The organism is Caballeronia sp. Lep1P3, assembly GCF_022879595.1.
Lineage (GTDB): Bacteria > Pseudomonadota > Gammaproteobacteria > Burkholderiales > Burkholderiaceae > Caballeronia.
Genome location: NZ_CP084266.1, coordinates 1012313 through 1030524, shown reverse-complemented (window position 1 = coordinate 1030524; position 18212 = coordinate 1012313). Strand labels below are relative to the sequence as shown.

Below are 18212 nucleotides of genomic sequence, written 5' to 3'. Positions count from 1 at the left end.
GTCATAGCATCGGCGGCGCCTCGGGTGCGTCATCGGCGAGTCGTTCGCGACCGGCGCGGCGATTACCGCCAGGACGGTGGGCGCACGGACTGCGCGCAAACGGTTTAGCAAGCGAACAGAGCTTTCGCGAACACGGGCACGCCCGTCGCAATGCCAACGGCCTGACCACGGCGCACATGAGCCAACGAATCGTCTTCAGCGGATATGACTTCGACTCGGGCGGCGCGTGGGCGATGCCCGCCGGCGCTACGCATCCGGTCCATAACTGGCAACTGACCAAGCAGTGACGAGCGCATAGTCAACAGCGCAACGGCGGCAACGCGGTCGTTTCGCTGTCCGCACATCCGAATGCAAGAGTGTCGACCTTCGTGTTATCCGTGGAAGGAAGCTATGTGTTCTTGCAAAGCCCCGAAGACCGGTAACTGTCGGGCACGTCAAGAATTCGTTCATCGTGACGTCCGCTTGTCATCCCGAAGCGGTCCATCGTGCAAGCGACACGCGAGGGTCCGTTTCGGGGCGGACAGGGACCGCTCGACTGAGCGCAGGATTGATCTCCCTTCGTCGAAGAGGAGGTTGCCATGGAAGCGTTTAATTGTTCGCCCGCTCGTCAAACGGAAGTCTAAGTGCCGCGGCCGGCGAGCGTGCGCTTGTCGGCCATCTCCTGCCGTTCAGTTACGTGCACACACGGACATCGAATAGCGCCTGCCGGAAATCACCTGCGAGCTGGCGGCGCCGCGCGTTGTACTGTTTGTACAGCAGGCAGAAGTCATTTGCCGTGGCGAGCACGCTCGAACTGCTGCCGCGCTTCTTCGTTGTGCCCTCGAAAACTGAGGCAGTCGGCCATCCAGCAAGAGCATGTGAGGAAGGCTTGTTCGGCCGGTCACCACCAGTCTTTCTCGCGACGCCCGAGACGACCTCGTTCTGGCGAGAATGACAGTATCGACTCTCCAGCCTTATGACTTGCTTAACTTAAGCCCATCCACATGCCGGTGAAAACGATAGCAATCTTTCGCGCCGCCTCGTCCGTATCCTGTGCAAGCGTCCGTGATTCGCGACGCGCGCTGGATGCAGGCTATTCAACTGTCCAAGGGGATAAGCGATGCAAACATACAGGTGGAAGCAAGCGTTGGCGGCCGTCGCCGCCACGGCGCTCGCGGGCTGTGGAGGTCACGACGATAACAACAGCGCGCCGCGCTACGTGTCGGATATCGCCGTGCCGAACATCAAGGCCGGCGTAAATTTTTCGTTCGATATCGGCGCCATTTCGGGCAGCCGCTACGTCTTTACCGATCGCAATAATGCGTCTCTCGATGAGATCGATATCGCTTCGAAGACGTTCGTCAAGGCGATACAGGGCAGCGGCGATCTTGCTTTCGCGGGGTTGGGCCCAGGCCCGAACGCTTCCGCCGGACCGGACGGCGCGGTCGCGGTCGGCAGTCTCGTCTATGTCGGCGACGTGAACTCCGTGAAGGTCGTCGATCCTGTGGCGGGCGCGGTGCAGAGCAAGATCACGGTGAGCAGCACCGGCGTTCGCGCCGACGAAGGCTGTCTCGATGCGACGCACGGCGTCTTCATGATTTCAAGCCCCGAAGAACCGGTCCCGTTCGCCACTTTCATCGACACGGCGACGCAGCGCATCATCGCGAAAGTGACTTTTACCGATGCCGCTGGAAAGCCGACCGCGGGCCTCGAAGCGTGCCGGTACGATCCGGCTGGCGACAACTTCTACGTGAACGTCGACGGCAGCACGGCCAACCCGCACGGCGAACTGGTCAAGTTGCCGGGTGCGGCCATCCGCGCGATTCCGACCGGCGGTACGCAGAACTACACGACGCTCGCGGGTGTCGCCATGTACGCGGAAGGCAATTGCGATCCCACGGGACTCGCGCTTGGACCGGGAACGGATATCGCCGTGGGATGCAGAGAGGCGACAACCGGCGCACCCTTGCTCGTGCAGATCATGAACCGGTCGAGTGGCGCGCTCGTCGCATCGCTCAACGCGGGCGGCGGCGATCAACTGGAATACGATTCCGGGACGAACCGCTATTACAACGCGGCAAGCCGCTGGACTCAGTCGGGCAATGCGTCGACCAACGGTACGTGTTCGACGGCGTCGCCCTGTACGCCGGTGCTCACCATCATCGATGCCGCAAAACGCAGTGTCGTGGCGCGGCTCAATGCAGGCAACAACGCGCACTCCGTTGCCATCGATCCGGCAACGGGGATGATCTTCATGCCGTACTCGTCGGCGACGTCGCCTGCGGGATGCCCGAATTGCGCGGCGAACGGATTCGTCAACGGTGGCGTATCGGTCTTCGCGGCCAAGTGATCGACGCTGCATAGTCAGCGCGAAAGAGGGCGGTGCGCGCCGTGCCGCGCCGCCCGTCGGATAAATTCAGGCGTTGTTACAGCACTCTCATGAGCGACACGGCGAGCACTCTGGGTTCATCGAACATGGTGGCCAGTTGACAGAAAAACAGAAAGGCCAGCGTCTGCCTGACGGCAGGCCGATGCTCCGTAAATCAAACGACGCGCGGCGCGAATGGTGTCCGCAACGGAGCCCGCGTTAAAAGCGTGACCATTGCAGCGCCGATGATGGGACCCGCAATGACGTCGGTCAGAATGTGCAGGCCGAGGTGCACCCCCGGCAGACGGATCAACAGCACGCAGTGCGGAATCGCCAGCACGCCGATCCAGCGCCAGACAAAAAATGCCCACCGCCACCGACGTCCACAGCGCTGGTTCGACGCACGCGCGGTGACAGGCGATCAACGAACCCCACGGCGCCGGGTCCTTGTCGCCGTGGAAGTCGCGCACGCGCTCGGGTAGGTTGCCGGGCGTGAAGTTCATGTCGAGCACGCGATCGTAGAAGGCTAAATGGCCGACGGGCACCAAGTCCAGGCGCGCCAGTTCTTTCCAATGGTGCTCACGCAACTCAGCAGTGGTCGCCTTCAAGTCTCTTCCCGCGAAGACTCGCCTTTCCCATATTTTTCGAGTGCGAATGATCCAGTGCGCCGGCCCGAATACACGCGGGAAGCGTTTCAACACTGGTGGTTGGAAGTGCACGTCGATGCCCTGCTATGGAAAGCCGTGACCCACAGCTACGTGCGTCGCCACGCGCAACTGCATACGATCGGGACGACGCAGGAAAATCCCGAAGGTGAGGCGATAGACGGCAATTCGGTGCTTTCTTTCGCCTCACTCAACGACGTCGAAGACCATCTCGTGGCCGCACATTACCGCGACATCGAATTACACGAACGGGAAGCTTGCAGCGACGCGGGCGAGTTCCGGACCGCGCTGAATCACAGCGTCATCAATCGGCTCATGCCGGAACTCGCAACCGCGCGGTGATGCGCCTCATGCATCGGATTTGGGGCTCCAAAGATCCTCGACTGCGCGGATCGCCAGTAAGTAGCCGTTCGCACCCGCTCCGCAAATCACGGCGGTCGCCGCCACCGAAATCGTCGAGTGACGGTACTCCTCGGAGCGCCGGTGGATGTTCGTGATATGCACTTCCACCACCGGCCGATGGATCAACTTGACTGCATCGAGCACCGGAATCCGCCCGAACGAAAAGCCGGCCGGGTTGATGATCAGCGCGGCGTCCTGCAGAAACGCTTCCTGAATCCAGTCGATCAACTGACTCTCGCTGTTGGTCTGACGGAACACGCAGTCGAACTGTAGATCTTCGGCCAGCGCGAGACAATTCTGTTCGATGTCTTTGAGCGTCGTATGGCCGTAGATGTGCGGCTCGCGTGCGCCCAGCATGTTCAGATTGGAGCCGTTGAGAATGTAGAGTTTGCGAGTCATGGTTTCAGTGAGCGGTGCTGCGTTCGAGGGCGATGTTTTTCGTTTCCCGCGACGTTGCGATCATGAGAAAGGAAAGCAGATTCAGTGAGCCGCAGACAGCCACGATCGCCCACGGCGAACCATGAAAGGCATTGAGCAGCGCCACCGCGACGATCGGCATCGGCCCGCCGGTGAGCAGGTTCGCTCCCGAGTACGAGAGTGCCGACCCCGTGTAGCGCGCTTCTGTCGGAAACGATTCCGCGAACCACACCGGCTGTATGCCGCTTTGAAACTGCGTGAAGCCGAGGAACGCGCCCATGACGGCCATCGTCATTGCGACCGAGTGCTGATTGAGAATCGGGAAGTAGATCAGGCAGCAGACCAGCGTGCAGAACGAGCCGATCAGAAGCGCGCCTTTACGCCCGATGCGGTCGCTCAAGTAGCCGCCCGCCAGCGCGCCGACGATGGCGCACACATTGGCGACCATCAGCAGCATGAAGCCGGTCTGTTTCGGCACGCCAAGGTTCTTCGTCAGATAGCTGAGCGAGAACACTACGATCAGGTAAAACAGCGCCGCAGGGCCGCAAAAAAACAGTGTTAGGCGCAGCGCTGTGCGCCAGTGAAACCTGAACACGACGCCGAGCGGGTTCGCAGCACGCGCGCCTTCGCCGTTCTTCTTCAGCGCCTCGAACGCCGGCGTCTCGCTCACCTTCATTCGGATATAGATGCCGAGCAGCACGAGCACGAAGCTCGCGAGAAAGGGGATGCGCCATCCGAACGATTCGAAGTCGTTGGCCGAAAGCAAGCCGGACAATGCGAACAGCGCGAAGTTGGCCATGATCTGGCTGAGCGGCGAGCAGACGCCAAGAAGGCCCGAATACAGCCCGCGCTTCGCCGGCGACGCGTGTTCGACCGCCATCAGTTGGGCACCTGTCGATTCACCGCCGAGTGCGAAACCCTGAATGATGCGCAGCGAGACGAGCAGTATCGGCGCAAAGATGCCGACTTGCTGATAAGTGGGCAGCAGGCCCATCAGAAACGAGGACGCGCCCATCACCGAGACTGTAACGAGCATGAGGTTGCGGCGGCCCCATCGATCGCCGAGCATGCCGCAGATCACCGCGCCGAGCGGACGCGCGGCCAGCCCTGCCCAGAAGCTCGCCAGCGACGCCAGCAGTGAGGCGGTCGGATCGAGCGAGGGGAAGAACAGCTTTGGAAAGATCGTGGCAGCGACGACGCCGTACAAGGCGAAGTCGAACCACTCGAGCGCCGTGCCGACGGTCGCGCCCGCCACCGCGCGACGCGCCATAAGATGAGCCTGCGCGGATTGCTCGCCCGCAACGATGTTCGGGTCAGCGGTAACTGACATGAGGTGTCTCCTAAAAGCCTATGTGGTGTGACGTCCGCTTCTCACGAGGAACAGATGCTATTGTTTGCGCTGTCAAAGCGGACCGTTCCGGACCGGAACTGCGTTTCATAATCCGAGATAGCCAACGATGTCGCTCAAGAACGGCCTGCGATTGCTCGACTTTCTCGCGTCACAAGGCGAAGGCGCGGGGCTCGTCGAAGTCGCGGATGCGCTCGGGATGCCGCGGAGTTCCTGCCATCGCGTCCTCGCCGAACTGGTCGAGAGCGGATATGTGCGCCAACTGGCGGATCACAGCCGCTACATACTGACCATGCGCATGACTTCGAACGGCTTGGAGTTTCTCAGTCTGACCGGCATCGCGGATATCGCTCAGCCAATCATCGAACGCGTCGCCGCGCACACGGGCGAACTCGCGCGGCTGTCGCTGGTGGACGGCGAAGCGATCATCTGGGTGGCAAAGGCGGACGGACAGCGCACCGGCTTCCGCTACGATCCCGACATGGGGCAGGCAGCACGACTTTCATGCACATCGACCGGACACGCCTGGCTGATGACAATGGCCGATGAAGAAGCCGCTGCGCTCGTCCTCAAACAAGGTTTCGGTCAGCCTAACGAGTTCGGACCGAATGCGCCGACGACGCTCAAAGCGCTGTTTGGTTTCTTGCACGCTGCGCGTGTGCGTGGCTACGCGATGATCGACGAGGTGTTCGCCCCGCGCATGTCGGCGGTTGCGGCGCCCGTCGTGAGCGGCTCGCGCTGCGTCGGGGTCATCAGCCTGGCCGGTCCGCGCAAGCGGATGACGACAGAGAAGATTCACGGCTACTCGGTGCTGCTGCGCGAGGCCGCCAATGAACTCGCCCAGTTGAGCAACATGGCCGGATTTCCGTCTCGGCCACCGCTTGGCAAAGGTTGAGAAGGAACGAGTTCAACGCTGAGTAGCCGGTCAACTCACGCGCTTCGAACGACTAGCTCTGCCATATTGGAATTAACAGCCGGACCATTCTTTCCATCGCCGTCTAAGTGTCTGACTGGATGGACGGCCGCAGTCGCGCGGATGGTCGAAAACCGGGCTCCTGCTGAACCGACGCTAGGCCGAAATAAGATAGGTCAGGTGTCGTGCGCACGCGAAGCATTCCGAGGACCGCCTATTCGTTCCGTTTGATACCGGAGGCCTTCGCGCCTTGACGAAGCGCATTCGCGGCGACCACGAAAGCAGGAGTAGGTTGCCGGCGGCTGGGATAGTACAGGTGGAAGCCCGAAAAGGATGGGCACCAGTCAGAGAGCACCGGCAGAAGCTCTCCGCTCTCTAGCTGCGACAACACGCGCTGCTCCGGGACGAAGGCAAGACCGACGCCTGCAAGCGCGGCTTTCACTGCCATCGTTGCCGTGTTGAACACGAGTTGTCCTTCGACGCGCACGTTCAGTTCGCGTCCGCCCTTTCTGAACTCCCACGCGTATATCCCTCCGGCCGTCGGCAGCCGGATGTTGATGCAGTTGTGCGCCGTCAGGTCCTGCGGCGTCTTAGGCTTCGTATGCCTTGAGAAATACGCCGGCGTGGCGACCACCGCCATTCGCACGTCGGGACCTATGCGAACCGCGACCATATCCTTGGCAACCTGCTGGCCGAGCCGCACTCCCGCATCGAGCCTCTGTTCGACGATGTCCGCCAGTCCATTGTCGATAACGATTTCGATCGTGATGTCCGGGTAGTCGGGCAGCAGCCGCTCGATGACCGGCCACAGCAGCAGTTCCGCCGCATGCTCTCCGGCGGCGATGCGCACGCACCCGCCGGCGTGTCGCGCAAGGCGCTCAGCGCGCTCAGCTCGGCTTCGATTTCGTCCAGACGGGGACCAACGGACTGAATCAGCCGTTCTCCGGCTTGTGTTGGCGAGACTCTGCGAGTGGTCCTGGTAAGAAGAACACCGCGTCGATAGCAACGTTCCGCTGCAGGGCTGAATGCGACGCGGGCGCAAGTCGCGCTCGCATGGCTGCTCGCACAGAAGCCCTGGATTGCACCGATCCCCGGCACGACGAAGCTGCATCGTATGGAAGAGAACGTTGGTGCGGTCGACTTCCAATTGACGGCCGACAATCTGCGCGACATTGAATCCGCGTTCTCGACCATCGCTGTGCAGGGTGACCGTTACCCGGCGCATATTCAGGCGCGGGTCGGCAAGTAAGCCATCTACGACGCCGCGCGCTGTTTGCAGAGAAGATCGCCAGGTTGGAGAACATCGCAGGAAAGGACATCGTCATCACCGGTCAACCGGAGTAAGCCGCCGTCTTTCTCCATTGCAGTGACGCAAGGTTCATCGCAGGAACCGTGTTGAACATTGATGGCGGATATCTGGCCGGCGGAATTTAGGACATGGCGGGGCGGGGCGGCGGGCAGGACGACGTCTGCATCCGCATCCGTCCTACCGCCAACCAAGGCGCTCCAGCCACGGCCGTTTCGAGAGGCGCTTCGAGCATTGGTTTTCGTACGTCGCGAGTTCGAGCCGCTCCCATTGCCGTGCGGATCCGTAGCGGCGACGCCGTCGAGCCTTCTTCAGTGAGAAATTTCGTCGAGCGTGTGATTGTTCGTGCGTGGACCGAAGAAGCCGATTGCGCCCATGACCATCAGCATCGCCCCGCCGATCAAGCCGAACACGCCTTCCACGCCGAAGTGCCGCAACGCGAAGGCGATCATGAAACCCGAGAACATCGCGGAGAGGCGCGACATCGAATAGACGAAGCCGACCGCCGTGGCGCGGATGCGCGTCGGAAAAAGCTCGGTCTGGTAAGCGTGATAGCCGACCGAGAGCAGCGTGCCCGACAGCGTGATGAGCACTCCGAGGAGCATCAGCATGGCGGGCGACGATTGCGTTGCGAACAAGCTACCGAACACGGCGATGCCGAGCGCCGAGAGCACGATCAGCGTCTTTCGTTCGATACGGTCGGCGAATGCCATGGCCAGCAAAGGCCCGAACGGATTCGATGCTGCGATAATGAACGAGTACATCAGGCTATGCGTGACGGTCACGCCTTTGGAAACGAGCAGCGTGGGCACCCATGACGCGAAGCCGTAGAAGCCGATCGCCTGGAAGAGATTGAAGACCAGCATCGTGACGGCGCGGCGGCGATACGGCGGCTGCCAGATCTCGCTGAAACGCGCCTTGCCGACGGCGCCGGTGGACTCGATGCTCTCGACGGGAACGGGCAGCGTCTGGCCGTATTGCTTCGTGACTTTGGCTTCGAGCGCGCGCATCACGCTTTCGGCTTCGTCGAGACGGCCTTGCTGCGCGAGCCAGCGCGGGCTTTCCGGCACGCGGCGGCGGATCGCCCACACGACGAGCGCGCCCAGCGCACCGATGATGACGACCCAGCGCCATCCGTCGATGCCCCACGGCGCGCGCGGCACGAGCCACCAGGCGAACAGCGCGACGGCGGGCACCGCCGTGTACTGCACGAGATGCACGAACGCGAAAGCGCGGCCGCGCAGATGCTTCGGCACGAGTTCGCTGACGTACGTATCGATCGTCACCAGTTCGACGCCCACGCCGATGCCCGCGATCAGACGCCACAGATTGATCGCGGACGCGCTGTCCTGCCACGCCATCACGAATGTCGCGACCGAATACCAGAGCAGCGACACGGTGAAGGTCGTCTTGCGTCCGAAGCGGTCGGCGAGGCGCGTGAAACAGAACGTGCCGATGAAAAGTCCCGCGAACGATGCCGCGACGAACGCGCCAAGCCCCGAGAAGCCGAAGAACGAGGCCGTCGTCGTCGAATACAGGCCGCTTTTGACGAGGCCCGGCCCGACGTACGCGGTGAAGAACAGATCGTAGAATTCGAACCAGCCGCCGATCGACAGCATGAAGACGAGGATCCACACCGAGCGCGTCGCGGGCAAGCGGTCGATCCGCGCGTTGATCCGCTGCGGTCCACCGGCATTCGGTGAATTGTGCGGCGGGTTCGTCCCGTCGACGGGCAGGCTGGCCATCTGCATCTCTCCTTGCTAGTGTTGTTGATGTTCTGTTTGACAGAACATCGTTCTGCCTCGCGGTATATATATGGTAGTCGCGGGCGGCGAGCAGGAGCGATTAGGGATATCACCAGCAGCTATCCGCGCGCGGCGCGGGGGCAAAAGCGATGCCGCGCGAACGCGAGCGGATCCGGGGAGGAAATGTGGACTTGAAGCGGGGTTCGAAATGGAATGCCGGCGCGCGACGCAGTTTTTATGCAACGGGCTTTCGCCCGCGGAACAGCGTGTGTGAGGGAACTCGCTTAACCGCCGCTTTCGATCTCGTCGTCTTGATCGAACTTGGCGATGCTCGCATCGTATCTCGCTCCCACGCCGCCCAAGGCGACGGTCACGCGCTTCGCGCTGAGCAGCAACGCTTTGAGCGCGACGTTGATTGTCGATGGAGCGCCGAATCTGCCCTTTGGCCCGGAAAGCGTCAGCGCGCCTACCAGTTGGCCCGTGGAATCGAACACAGGCACCGATGCCGACGTCGTCTCGGGATCGCGTTCGCCGTATGAGACCGCGCAGAGTTGTTCGCGCACATCGTTCCACCGCGGATCGGACGATTCGGTGAACGCGAGCAGCACCTTGCCGGAGGCGCCTTTGTCGATCGCGAATTCCTCGCCGACACGTATCGCGACGCGCACGCTCCTCGACGGCTCCACGCGGTAGAGCACCAACCGCTGATCGCCCTGTCGCACGTAAAACGATGCCGTCTCGCCCAAATCCCGACTCAGTTGCTGAAGGATGGGCTCCACGATCGGACCGACTTGAAAAGACCGCTGGTAGAGCGTCGCGAGGCGCAGCGGCTGATGTCCGATCCCGTACTGCCCGTCGCTCAACTTCCGTATGAATCCGCCATGCTCCAAGGCTCCGAGCAAGCGTAAGACTGTGCTTTTGTACAAGCCGGTGCGGCGCGAGACTTCCGTGAGCGTCAGCCGGTCGTCGGTCGGCCCGAATGCGTTGAGGATCGCAAAAGCCCGATCCAGGACCGCGACACCACTGGATGTGTCCGAAGCTTCGGCCGATGGCTCGGTCGTCGGGGACGCGGTGGTAGTCATTGTTTCTCCTAGCTGATTATGTCGCCACTCTATAGTTCCGCGTAACAGAACTCAAGTTCTGTTACTGGTGCCCGCAGTAAAGGAGTGGCCAAACGTCGGCGAGCCAGATCGCTTCCGTTCATGAGCCAGATGTCTCTGTCGCGCACCGATGGGTCACGCTACTTACGGAGCGACTGCCGTTTGTCGAAGTGACTCTTGACCGAACTTTCTCTCGTAGTCATCGCGCGGCAGCGTCGAGTCTTGGACATCTACGAAGATAGTTCGGATTACGAATCTAAGGTTGGCGCGAAAAGGCGAAAGTCGCCTGACAGCCAATTGGAACGCTTTGTTCGATTGCTTCGCCCGGTCAGCCCGCGATGCAGGCCTTGCTTAACGTTCCGTCGCACATTGCAACCGACTGAGCCGGCGATCTCACGATCAGCGATACCTTCAACTACCGCGTGCGACAGGTCGACGCCGAAACGGGCGTCATCGAAGCCATCGCTCGAAACGGAGTGTCGGGTTATGGCGGCGACGGCGGACTCGCGACTCAGGCGATGCTTGCGGGCCCGCGCGGGCTGGCATTCGGACGGGACGGCAGCCTTTATGTCGCGGACGGCTTCAGAATCCGCAAAGTGTCGGGACTGCCGGGGAAACATCGCTGGATTGCCGCGATGATCGCCGTTATCGCACGCATCTGCACGATGGAGCTTATAACGAATCGCACTGAACGCGCGTGCCCGGGCCTATCCGTTCGTCGAAGCGACGCTCTTTAGCGAGTGCTTTGCATCGGCGCGCGAAGGCGGATCGATCTTTTGCGCATTACCGGACGCATCGTTTTGCACATGCTCGTGCATGAGACGCGCTTCGAGCGATGAGGCAAGAAGGCGAGGCTCATCGAACATCGTCGCCAGTTCGAAGAAAAGCACGAATGCGAGCATGTAACCCACTGCGGGTCGCGTTTCGATGAAGCGCACGATCGCAGGCGCAAAGCGCTTGCGGACCGGCTCGCGCGTCATGGCCCATGCAGTGATTGCGCCGATGATCGCGCCCGCGATGACATCGGTCGGATAATGCAGCCCGAGGTAAACGCGCGGAAAGCACACGAGTAACGCGCATTGAAGAATCGCAATCGCGCCGAGCCAGCGCCACACGAGAAAGATGCCGACGGCCATCGCCATCCAGAGCGCGGCGTGATCGCTCGGAAAGGAACTCCATGTCCGCAGGAACCGTTCTGTTTCGCCTTGCAAGGGAAACGCAAGATGCAGATTCGCGTCATAGATGGGCCGTACACGGAAAGGAAGCGCGTGAGCGAGAAAGCGTCCGACGACGAATGCGACAAGTCCCGAAGCGAGCGTTGCGACCACCATCTCGCGGCGTTCCTGCACCGTATCCGAAGGACTGAACCAGAGCGCCCACAGCAAGGCAAGCGGAAACAGGCCCTTGAAGAGATAGAAGTCCGCAATGGTCCTCACTGCATGAGTGAGCGCGGCCGAAGACCAGCCGAGATGCACGAGTTGCGACTGAATTGCCGTATCGAATGGGTTCATCATTAACCTATTATTCAGGATCGCACTAGGTGCGGCTAAGCGTGCTGCCGTTCTTGTTCGAGTGCGTTTCGCGAGTCCAGAGCGCATACGCTTGCGCTTCTGGGAACACGGCGCCAAAAGTATCGTATCAACTCATACCAATCAGTGCGTTCCCGCCCTAAAGAAATGCGCGTGAACCGCGGATTGCGCGATGCGCTAAACCCCCGCCTCGTCCGAACGCGAACCATTCGCGTTCTTGCTCAACGCACGTTCTGAGGTTATCGGGCCGAATACCGGCGCAGCGGAATACAGTGGCCTATTTCCCCAAAGCAGAAAGACATGGCTTCGAAGAACGAGCTAAGGCGCTACCGCGCGAACTTTGTCGACGAAATTCACAGTGCGGCGCTTTATGAAACGCTCTCGCGCGTCGAGACGGACAAGAAAATAAAGCAGGTCTACAGCGAACTGGCCGCATCGGAAAGACAGCATGCGCAGGTATGGGCCGACAAACTCAAAGCGAACCAGCAGCGCGTGCCTGCTGGCGCGAGCATCAAGACGGCGCTGATGAAAGGGCTAGTCCATGTGTTCGGCCCACGCTTCGTTCTGCCTTCGCTCGCGGCCGCGGAGTTCGCGGACAGAAACAAATATTCCGGTTCCCCCGACACCGCGAAGATGTCGGAAGACGAACATCATCACGCGAGCATCGTCCAGTCGCTCGCGAATGATGGAAAGCCCGGCGCGACCAAAGGTTCAGAGATCGCGGGAGCGGAGTCCTGGCACAGAGGCGTGTCGTCGGGCAATGATCTTCGCGCGGCCGTGCTCGGCGCGAACGACGGCCTGGTATCCAATTTCTGCCTCATCATGGGCGTGGCGGGTGCGGGCACCGGCAACAAGGCGATATTGCTCACTGCGCTTGCCGGAATCATCGCGGGCGCCTGTTCGATGGCGCTTGGCGAATGGTTGTCGGTGACTAACGCGCGCGAACTCGCCAAGACGCAGATCGCAAAGGAAGCCGACGAACTCGAGCACACGCCGGAAGCGGAGGAGCATGAGCTTCGGCTCATCTATCGGGCGAAGGGTCTCGACGGTGCGGAAGCAAGCCGCGTTGCCTCGCAAATCATGCGCGACAAGGACAAGGCGCTCGACGCCCTGACCCGCGAAGAACTCGGACTCGATCCCGCCGAACTAGGCGGAAATCCGTGGTCTGCGGCGGCGGTCTCGTTCTGTCTGTTCTCGGCGGGAGCGCTTTTTCCGGCAGTGTCGTTTCTCTGGTCCTCCGGCAAGTCCGCAATCATTCAGTGCATCGTCTTAAGCGTGCTTGCGCTTGCGGCGATAGGAATTTTCACGTCGCTATTCAATGGCCGGAGTGCAATGTTCTCGGCGGCGCGACAAATTGTCATCGGACTCGTGGCAGCCGCTTTTACTTACGGCGTCGGGCATTTGCTCGGCGTGTCCGTTTCGTAAGCCGTCTGTCAGTGACGGCTGTTGTTCGGCGGCTCATCACATAAGCGCCCGTTAAGGCGGCAACGCATAACATCGACTCTTTTGGCAAAAAGAGTCCAAGGACATCCGCGACCGTTTCAGCGCAGGCTATGATCCGCCGACGCTTCCCGGTCTCACCGTCGATTGTTGTAATCGGAGCGGCGGACCATCGTCGTTCTCGCCCCTAAGAAAAAAATGAAAGTCCGAAATTCCGGGCGATGGGCGCCCCGCGGACCCAAGCGTTGGGCGATCGCACTCGTCGCGCTTCTGTCGGCTGCGTTCATTCGCACGTTGCTCCACCCGGTGCTTGGCGCGGTCATGCCCGGCACTGCCTTTCTGATCGCAGCCGTATTGGTGCAGTACTACGGCGGCCTCGGCCCCGCCTGCTGCGTGATGTTCGCCGGGTTGTGCATCGCCGATTATTTGTTCGTTCCGCCGTATGGTCATATCGAGGTGATCGATCAGTCGGACATCAAGCTCCTCGTCTCCTATCTGCTGGTGACGATCGTCCTCATTACGCTCGTCGAGCGGCTGCGAAGGGCGCAATATCGCGCGGAATTGCTTGGCGCAGTGTCTCAGTCGCGCTATGAAATGCTCCTGCGCCATGACAACGAGCGGTTGATCTCGCGGCGTGCCACCGATGAAATGCACCGCATGCTGCATCACATCGTCCAATACACGCGCTCGTTGATTCTCATCAAAGGGCTCGATGTCGCAAGCGGCGCATTGCCGGCAAGCGTCATGGCCGAAGCGGCCGGCGACAACGATGAACCGTTTCGCGCGGGCATCGCGTATGGCGTAAAACACGCCCAGGTCCATCCCGACGATCTCACTCGCGCAAGCGATCAACTGCTGCCGGGTCACCATCGCATGCGCTTTCTCTCTGGTAGCAATGAGTGGCGCGCAGTGGAATGCGTTTGCGAGCAGTTCTTCACACCGTCCGGGGCCTTTCTGGTTCTGCGAACCGAGGACTGACTTTGAAGAATCCTCTTTTCCCGGTTCGGGAGACCGCCGATCACGCTGTATTGCTATTGCATGGGCTGTCGAGTTCGCCGCTCGAATTGCGGTTTATCGCCCGCTATCTGACGGAAGAAGGGTTCGTCACGCATACGCCTAAGCTCGCGGGTTACAGCGCGGGAACGGGGCATACGCCGATGGAGCAATGGATCAGCGCGGCGGTCGCGGAGTTCGATGCACTCTGCGCGCACTATCGTCACGTATCGATTTGCGGGCTATCGATGGGCGCGACACTCGCGGCCTCGGTTGCGCAGGAACGTCCGGCGGCGCGGGCGATTCTATTGCTATCCGTCACGCTGAACTATGACGGCTGGGCTATGCCGTGGTACAGATTCCTGCTTTTGTGGCTCTATTACACGCCGATGCGATCGCGATTCCGTTATCGCGAGAAAGAGCCGTTCGGCTTGCGTAACGAGGCGCTCCGCTCCAAGATCGCGCGAGCCATGGAAAAGAACGATATCAGCGAAGTCGGCCCTGCGTTCATAACGGTGGCGGCGGTGCATGAGGCGCGTCGTCTTGCGGGAAGAGTCAGAAAAAGCCTGCAGGAAATCAAAAGCGACTGCCTCGTCATTCACGCCATCGACGACGAAACGTCGAGTCCCCATAATGCGCGTCTGGTCGAGGCGAATGTCGGTGCGTCGTTCGTTAGAACTATCTGGCTCGACGACTCGTATCACATGATTTCTTCGGACAACGAGCGCGAAGTCGTCGCGCGCGAATGCGCGTTGTTCCTGCGCGAAAGCGCGGCGGCTTTCGCGCCTGACGCGCAGCCGACGCCCGTCGTCTCGCGCGCGCTTGCGCGCAGGCTCAGGCAGCTTGCTTCGGTCGCAAGAAAGGCGCAATGAGTTTGCACTTGCGGCTTCTGTGAATTGTGATTGCATTCGCAGGAAACGCGCAGCGCTTCATTGCGCGCGGCGGCTGTTGCGTGACAGAAGCACCAGTGCCGCTAGCACGATGACGATGGTGACGGCGGCAAACGTCATCGTCGCGAGAGCGATGCCTTCGCGCTGTATCGCCACGCCGATGCCGATAACGGGCAGCGAGATAGCCACATAGAGCACGACGAAGAACGTCGATGTGACTTCCGCCTTGCGCTCCGGCGGCGTCTTGCTCGCGATCTCGCCCATCGCCGCGCGAAAGCCGATGCCTTGTCCAAGTCCGCAGATTGCCGTGCCGACATAGAGCGCAAGCGGCGAGCGCTGCCAAGCGCAAACCGCCAGAGCCACCAGACCGATGACGAGACACGCGCATCCGACGGCCTGACGAAATCGCTGTGCAATGGCGCGTTCGAGACTTTGTCCAAGGGTGGAGAAGAGAAAGATCAGAAACACGCCCAGTCCGATGACGAGCGTGCTGCGATAACCGAGCACGCCGCGCATGAGTTGAGGCGAGACCGCCGCAAAGAATCCGACGACGACGAAGCCCGCGAATCCCGACAGCGCGGCGGGCATGAACGCGGCCCGAACGCCTTGCGGCAACGCGATCCGCTGCGGGCGAAGCACCGGGCGCTGCGCGACGTCCACGGTCTCGGGCACGCCGCGCAACAACAGAATGGCGAGCGCGAGCAGTGCAAGATGCACGGCATACGAGAGACGCGTCGGCCAGGGCGCATATTGAACGAGTGCGCCGCTCAGCACCGGACCGAGGCCGAGTCCGAGCATGTTCGACGCCGTCGCCGTCAGTGTCGCCTTGCCGCGCCATGCTTCGGGACTCAGTTCGATGATCGCGACCGTCGCGGTGCCGGTGAAGATGCCCGCCGATATGCCCGACAAGAGCCTGCCGAGCATCAGCATCGCGAGGCCGTGCGCAGCGAGGAACGTCAGCGCCGATACGCCCGATGCCAGCAGGCCGTATCGCAGCATGCGCTTGCGTCCGAGCTGATCGGACCAGTTGCCCATCGCGAGCAGCCCGCCGAGTACGCCGAGCGCGTAGCTCGCGTAAATGACGGTGATGATCGCCGGACTGAATCCGTATGCGGTCTGATAGTCGCGGTAGATCGACGTGGGCAGCGTCGTGCCCGCCATCGCGATCATGAAGACGAGCGCGACGTTCACGAACGCAAGCGATTTGAAGGCAGGGGATGAAGGCATCGGAGATCTTGTTTTTCTGCATGCGGGTTTTCATTATCGGCAAATCCTGTGCCGCGTTCGAGATGCAGTCGCATGCATGCCGCATGAATTATTGAGATAAGATCGCCGGTTCTCGGCTTTTACATCGCATTCACGACGCGCATACGGAACCATGTCCCACGAACATGCACCTCACGAACATCTCGTCGAGCATGCGGCTCATGCAGGCGATCCCTTGTCGCGATGGGTCGCTGTCTTCACCGCGATTCTCGCGGCCTTGTCAGGGCTTTTGCACTATGAGGAAGGCGTCTTGCAGACAGAGGCGCTCATCTTCAAGAACGATGCCGTTCTTCAGCAAAGCAAGGCGAGCGATCAATGGAGCTACTATCAGGCGCAATCGAGCAAGGGTCACTTGATGGAACTCGCGGCGGAACTCGCGCCGCCCGCGCGTCAGGCGTTCTATCGCGATCAGATCAACAAGTACGAAGATCGCAAGAAGCAGATCGCCGCGAAGGCGCAAGAGCTGGAAAAACAGGTGGAAAACGCGAATCGCCGCTCCGAGCAGAAGGAACATCCGCAGCATTTGTTCGGGCAGGCGCTCGCGTGGCTGAGCGTGGCGATCTCGCTTGCGGCCATCACTTCGCTCACGGGAAGCCGCAAACTGTTCGTGCTTGCGGGGCTCATGGGCGCGGCGGGACTCGGTGTATCGGTCTTTGCGTTCTTTCAGCTCTGAACGGCTTCAATGCTGCGGGCAGACCGTGGGTCGATCGTTCAAGCCTTCCTGTTCGACGTCGAATGACACGACGGTCTTTCCCGCACTGCGAGCGATGCGCACGACATAGATGCTGTCGAAGTCCGCGCTTTCCCATCGCGGCACGCTGGACGCATTGCCGCCGAAGCGCGTGACGATGCGGCGCGCCGCTTCTTCGACGATCGCATGCTCCCATGCAACGACGACAAGGCTGCTTCGATAATCCGGCGCAAGCAGAGCGTCGACGAGCTTGTCGGTATTCTTGAAACCGATGGATGCGTCGACCGGCAAGCCGAAATAGATCGCGGCAGGTTCGATGGTTGCCAGTGGGCGCACGTAGTCGTATCGCGTGCCGCGATCGTTCTTCTGTTTCGCGGGGTCGGGCGCGAAGATCGCGCGAGGCCGCCCGTACTTCGTTTCGATGATGCGCGGTAACGCGAGCGCCCGATTGAGTCCCTGACACGAAAGCTGGCCCAGTCCTTCTGCGGGCTTCTCGCCGTGCCGGACCATCACGATTGTCTGGGTGGCGTCGTCAGCGGCATTGGCCGGCGCTGAAGCAACGCCGCATGCATAAGCGAGCGCGAGCGCTGCGAGCGGCGATGCGAGGTGTCGGGACATCGTGATCGTGCGGTCTGGGGAATCCGCCGATTGTAGCAACGCAGAGGCTGCTGGCTAGTGCGTATGTCGGCAGCGAGCCGCGAAGCGACGACTGCGTGAATGCAGCCGTCGCGTGCCAGGCCAGGTGTTCGCCCTGTTGTGCGGACTCACGATCCTTTATAGACGTTACATGCGAGTCCCGCCGGGCAATTGGCCGGGTTGCGGCCTCTGACCCAGTCGCCATAATTGCGAGCGCCGGCCGAGTTATCACCGCCGTATGCGGCGCCACCATAGTCCGAGCCGCGGTATGTGGATGCACCGTAGGTCGCGGTGCTGGAATCGGTGGTGTGAGGGGCGCCAGCCATCGGTGCGCTTTGTTCCTGAGCCAGGGCAGCGCCGTTCGCAACGAGCAGTGCGGCGGCCGCAACCGTGACAAGATGACGTGTTTTCATTTCGAGTTCCTCTCAGAGATTACCTTGCTGGAGAGCGTCGCAAGCAGCACGATTTATGGGTCTTCAGCCTATTCGTCTGAGCAACCAGTGTTCCAGCGTCGCGCGTCGAAT

At 61.1% G+C, this 18212-nt stretch carries 17 protein-coding genes and 1 pseudogene; 8 read left to right on the top strand and 10 right to left on the bottom strand.

The window, feature by feature from the left end; translation table 11 throughout:
- The first annotated feature begins 1099 nt into the window (after positions 1-1099).
- Positions 1100-2329: a hypothetical protein gene (locus LDZ27_RS19235; protein WP_244816461.1), complete on the top strand. Its 1230-nt coding sequence runs from the start codon at positions 1100-1102 to the stop codon at positions 2327-2329.
- A gap of 116 nt (positions 2330-2445) precedes the next feature.
- On the opposite strand, the gene LDZ27_RS29045 is transcribed toward LDZ27_RS19235, so the two are convergent.
- Positions 2446-3048 (bottom strand): hypothetical protein, encoded by a 603-nt coding sequence (locus tag LDZ27_RS29045; RefSeq protein WP_370653443.1) that lies wholly within the window; start codon positions 3046-3048, stop codon positions 2446-2448.
- A 42-nt stretch (positions 3049-3090) separates the two neighbouring features.
- On the opposite strand from LDZ27_RS29045, the gene LDZ27_RS19225 reads away from it, so the two are divergent.
- The gene (locus tag LDZ27_RS19225; RefSeq protein ID WP_244816460.1) at positions 3091-3354 is read left to right on the top strand and encodes a hypothetical protein; all 264 of its coding nucleotides are present in this window, start codon (positions 3091-3093) and stop codon (positions 3352-3354) included.
- 6 nt (positions 3355-3360) lie between these two features.
- On the opposite strand, the gene LDZ27_RS19220 is transcribed toward LDZ27_RS19225, so the two are convergent.
- Positions 3361-3813, bottom strand: a complete 453-nt coding sequence (locus tag LDZ27_RS19220) for a type II 3-dehydroquinate dehydratase (RefSeq protein ID WP_244816459.1) — start codon at positions 3811-3813, stop codon at positions 3361-3363.
- A 4-nt stretch (positions 3814-3817) separates the two neighbouring features.
- Entirely contained in the window at positions 3818-5101 is a 1284-nt protein-coding gene (locus LDZ27_RS19215) for an MFS transporter (RefSeq protein ID WP_244817266.1), read from the bottom strand.
- Between the two features lie 187 nt (positions 5102-5288).
- On the opposite strand from LDZ27_RS19215, the gene LDZ27_RS19205 reads away from it, so the two are divergent.
- Positions 5289-6074, top strand: coding sequence for an IclR family transcriptional regulator (locus LDZ27_RS19205; protein WP_370653418.1), 786 nt, complete (start codon positions 5289-5291; stop codon positions 6072-6074).
- Positions 6075-6306: 232 nt separating this feature from the next.
- On the opposite strand, the gene LDZ27_RS19200 is transcribed toward LDZ27_RS19205, so the two are convergent.
- Positions 6307-6942 (bottom strand): LysR substrate-binding domain-containing protein, encoded by a 636-nt coding sequence (locus LDZ27_RS19200; RefSeq protein ID WP_370653417.1) that lies wholly within the window; start codon positions 6940-6942, stop codon positions 6307-6309.
- 156 nt (positions 6943-7098) lie between these two features.
- Here LDZ27_RS19200 and LDZ27_RS19195 point away from each other — a divergent pair.
- A pseudogene (locus tag LDZ27_RS19195) lies at positions 7099-7341 on the top strand (aldo/keto reductase); the annotation flags it as partial.
- 368 nt (positions 7342-7709) lie between these two features.
- Here the strand turns inward: LDZ27_RS19195 and LDZ27_RS19190 are convergent.
- The 3 genes from LDZ27_RS19190 to LDZ27_RS19180 all read right to left on the bottom strand — a co-directional run bounded on the left by LDZ27_RS19190 (position 7710) and on the right by LDZ27_RS19180 (position 11757).
- The gene (locus tag LDZ27_RS19190) at positions 7710-9143 is read right to left on the bottom strand and encodes an MFS transporter (protein ID WP_244816458.1); all 1434 of its coding nucleotides are present in this window, start codon (positions 9141-9143) and stop codon (positions 7710-7712) included.
- A gap of 284 nt (positions 9144-9427) precedes the next feature.
- A complete protein-coding gene (locus LDZ27_RS19185; RefSeq protein WP_244816457.1) occupies positions 9428-10225 on the bottom strand; it encodes an IclR family transcriptional regulator in 798 nt (265 codons plus the stop codon).
- Positions 10226-10950: 725 nt separating this feature from the next.
- A complete protein-coding gene (locus LDZ27_RS19180; RefSeq protein ID WP_370653416.1) occupies positions 10951-11757 on the bottom strand; it encodes a phosphatase PAP2 family protein in 807 nt (268 codons plus the stop codon).
- Between the two features lie 315 nt (positions 11758-12072).
- On the opposite strand from LDZ27_RS19180, the gene LDZ27_RS19175 reads away from it, so the two are divergent.
- From LDZ27_RS19175 to LDZ27_RS19165, 3 genes are all read left to right on the top strand, one after another.
- Positions 12073-13197 carry a VIT1/CCC1 transporter family protein gene (locus tag LDZ27_RS19175; protein WP_244816456.1) on the top strand — a complete coding sequence of 375 codons (1125 nt, stop codon included), beginning with the start codon at positions 12073-12075 and terminating at the stop codon, positions 13195-13197.
- A gap of 213 nt (positions 13198-13410) precedes the next feature.
- Positions 13411-14190 (top strand): DUF4118 domain-containing protein, encoded by a 780-nt coding sequence (locus tag LDZ27_RS19170; RefSeq protein WP_244816455.1) that lies wholly within the window; start codon positions 13411-13413, stop codon positions 14188-14190.
- 2 nt (positions 14191-14192) lie between these two features.
- Positions 14193-15077 carry a carboxylesterase gene (locus tag LDZ27_RS19165; RefSeq protein ID WP_244816454.1) on the top strand — a complete coding sequence of 295 codons (885 nt, stop codon included), beginning with the start codon at positions 14193-14195 and terminating at the stop codon, positions 15075-15077.
- 57 nt (positions 15078-15134) lie between these two features.
- Here LDZ27_RS19165 and LDZ27_RS19160 read toward each other — a convergent pair whose 3' ends face one another.
- Entirely contained in the window at positions 15135-16322 is a 1188-nt protein-coding gene (locus LDZ27_RS19160) for an MFS transporter (RefSeq protein WP_244816453.1), read from the bottom strand.
- Positions 16323-16473: 151 nt separating this feature from the next.
- Between LDZ27_RS19160 and LDZ27_RS19155 the strand changes: the two genes are divergently transcribed.
- Positions 16474-17034, top strand: a complete 561-nt coding sequence (locus tag LDZ27_RS19155; protein ID WP_244816452.1) for a DUF4337 domain-containing protein — start codon at positions 16474-16476, stop codon at positions 17032-17034.
- Between the two features lie 6 nt (positions 17035-17040).
- Here LDZ27_RS19155 and LDZ27_RS19150 read toward each other — a convergent pair whose 3' ends face one another.
- Entirely contained in the window at positions 17041-17670 is a 630-nt protein-coding gene (locus tag LDZ27_RS19150) for a histidine phosphatase family protein (protein WP_244816451.1), read from the bottom strand.
- Between the two features lie 146 nt (positions 17671-17816).
- The gene (locus LDZ27_RS19145; RefSeq protein ID WP_244816450.1) at positions 17817-18101 is read right to left on the bottom strand and encodes a hypothetical protein; all 285 of its coding nucleotides are present in this window, start codon (positions 18099-18101) and stop codon (positions 17817-17819) included.
- Positions 18102-18212: the final 111 nt, after the last annotated feature.

Bases quoted from the DNA above. Each gene is read 5' to 3' on its own strand.
- LDZ27_RS19235 (WP_244816461.1), top strand. From the start codon at position 1,100: ATGCAAACATACAGGTGGAAGCAAGCGTTGGCGGCCGTCGCCGCCACG.
- LDZ27_RS19220 (WP_244816459.1), bottom strand. From the start codon at position 3,813: ATGACTCGCAAACTCTACATTCTCAACGGCTCCAATCTGAACATGCTG.
- LDZ27_RS19215 (WP_244817266.1), bottom strand. From the start codon at position 5,101: ATGGCGCGTCGCGCGGTGGCGGGCGCGACCGTCGGCACGGCGCTCGAG.
- LDZ27_RS19205 (WP_370653418.1), top strand. From the start codon at position 5,289: ATGTCGCTCAAGAACGGCCTGCGATTGCTCGACTTTCTCGCGTCACAA.
- LDZ27_RS19190 (WP_244816458.1), bottom strand. From the start codon at position 9,143: ATGGCCAGCCTGCCCGTCGACGGGACGAACCCGCCGCACAATTCACCG.
- LDZ27_RS19185 (WP_244816457.1), bottom strand. From the start codon at position 10,225: ATGACTACCACCGCGTCCCCGACGACCGAGCCATCGGCCGAAGCTTCG.
- LDZ27_RS19180 (WP_370653416.1), bottom strand. From the start codon at position 11,757: ATGATGAACCCATTCGATACGGCAATTCAGTCGCAACTCGTGCATCTC.
- LDZ27_RS19175 (WP_244816456.1), top strand. From the start codon at position 12,073: ATGGCTTCGAAGAACGAGCTAAGGCGCTACCGCGCGAACTTTGTCGAC.
- LDZ27_RS19170 (WP_244816455.1), top strand. From the start codon at position 13,411: ATGAAAGTCCGAAATTCCGGGCGATGGGCGCCCCGCGGACCCAAGCGT.
- LDZ27_RS19160 (WP_244816453.1), bottom strand. From the start codon at position 16,322: ATGCCTTCATCCCCTGCCTTCAAATCGCTTGCGTTCGTGAACGTCGCG.
- LDZ27_RS19155 (WP_244816452.1), top strand. From the start codon at position 16,474: ATGTCCCACGAACATGCACCTCACGAACATCTCGTCGAGCATGCGGCT.
- LDZ27_RS19150 (WP_244816451.1), bottom strand. From the start codon at position 17,670: ATGTCCCGACACCTCGCATCGCCGCTCGCAGCGCTCGCGCTCGCTTAT.
- LDZ27_RS19145 (WP_244816450.1), bottom strand. From the start codon at position 18,101: ATGAAAACACGTCATCTTGTCACGGTTGCGGCCGCCGCACTGCTCGTT.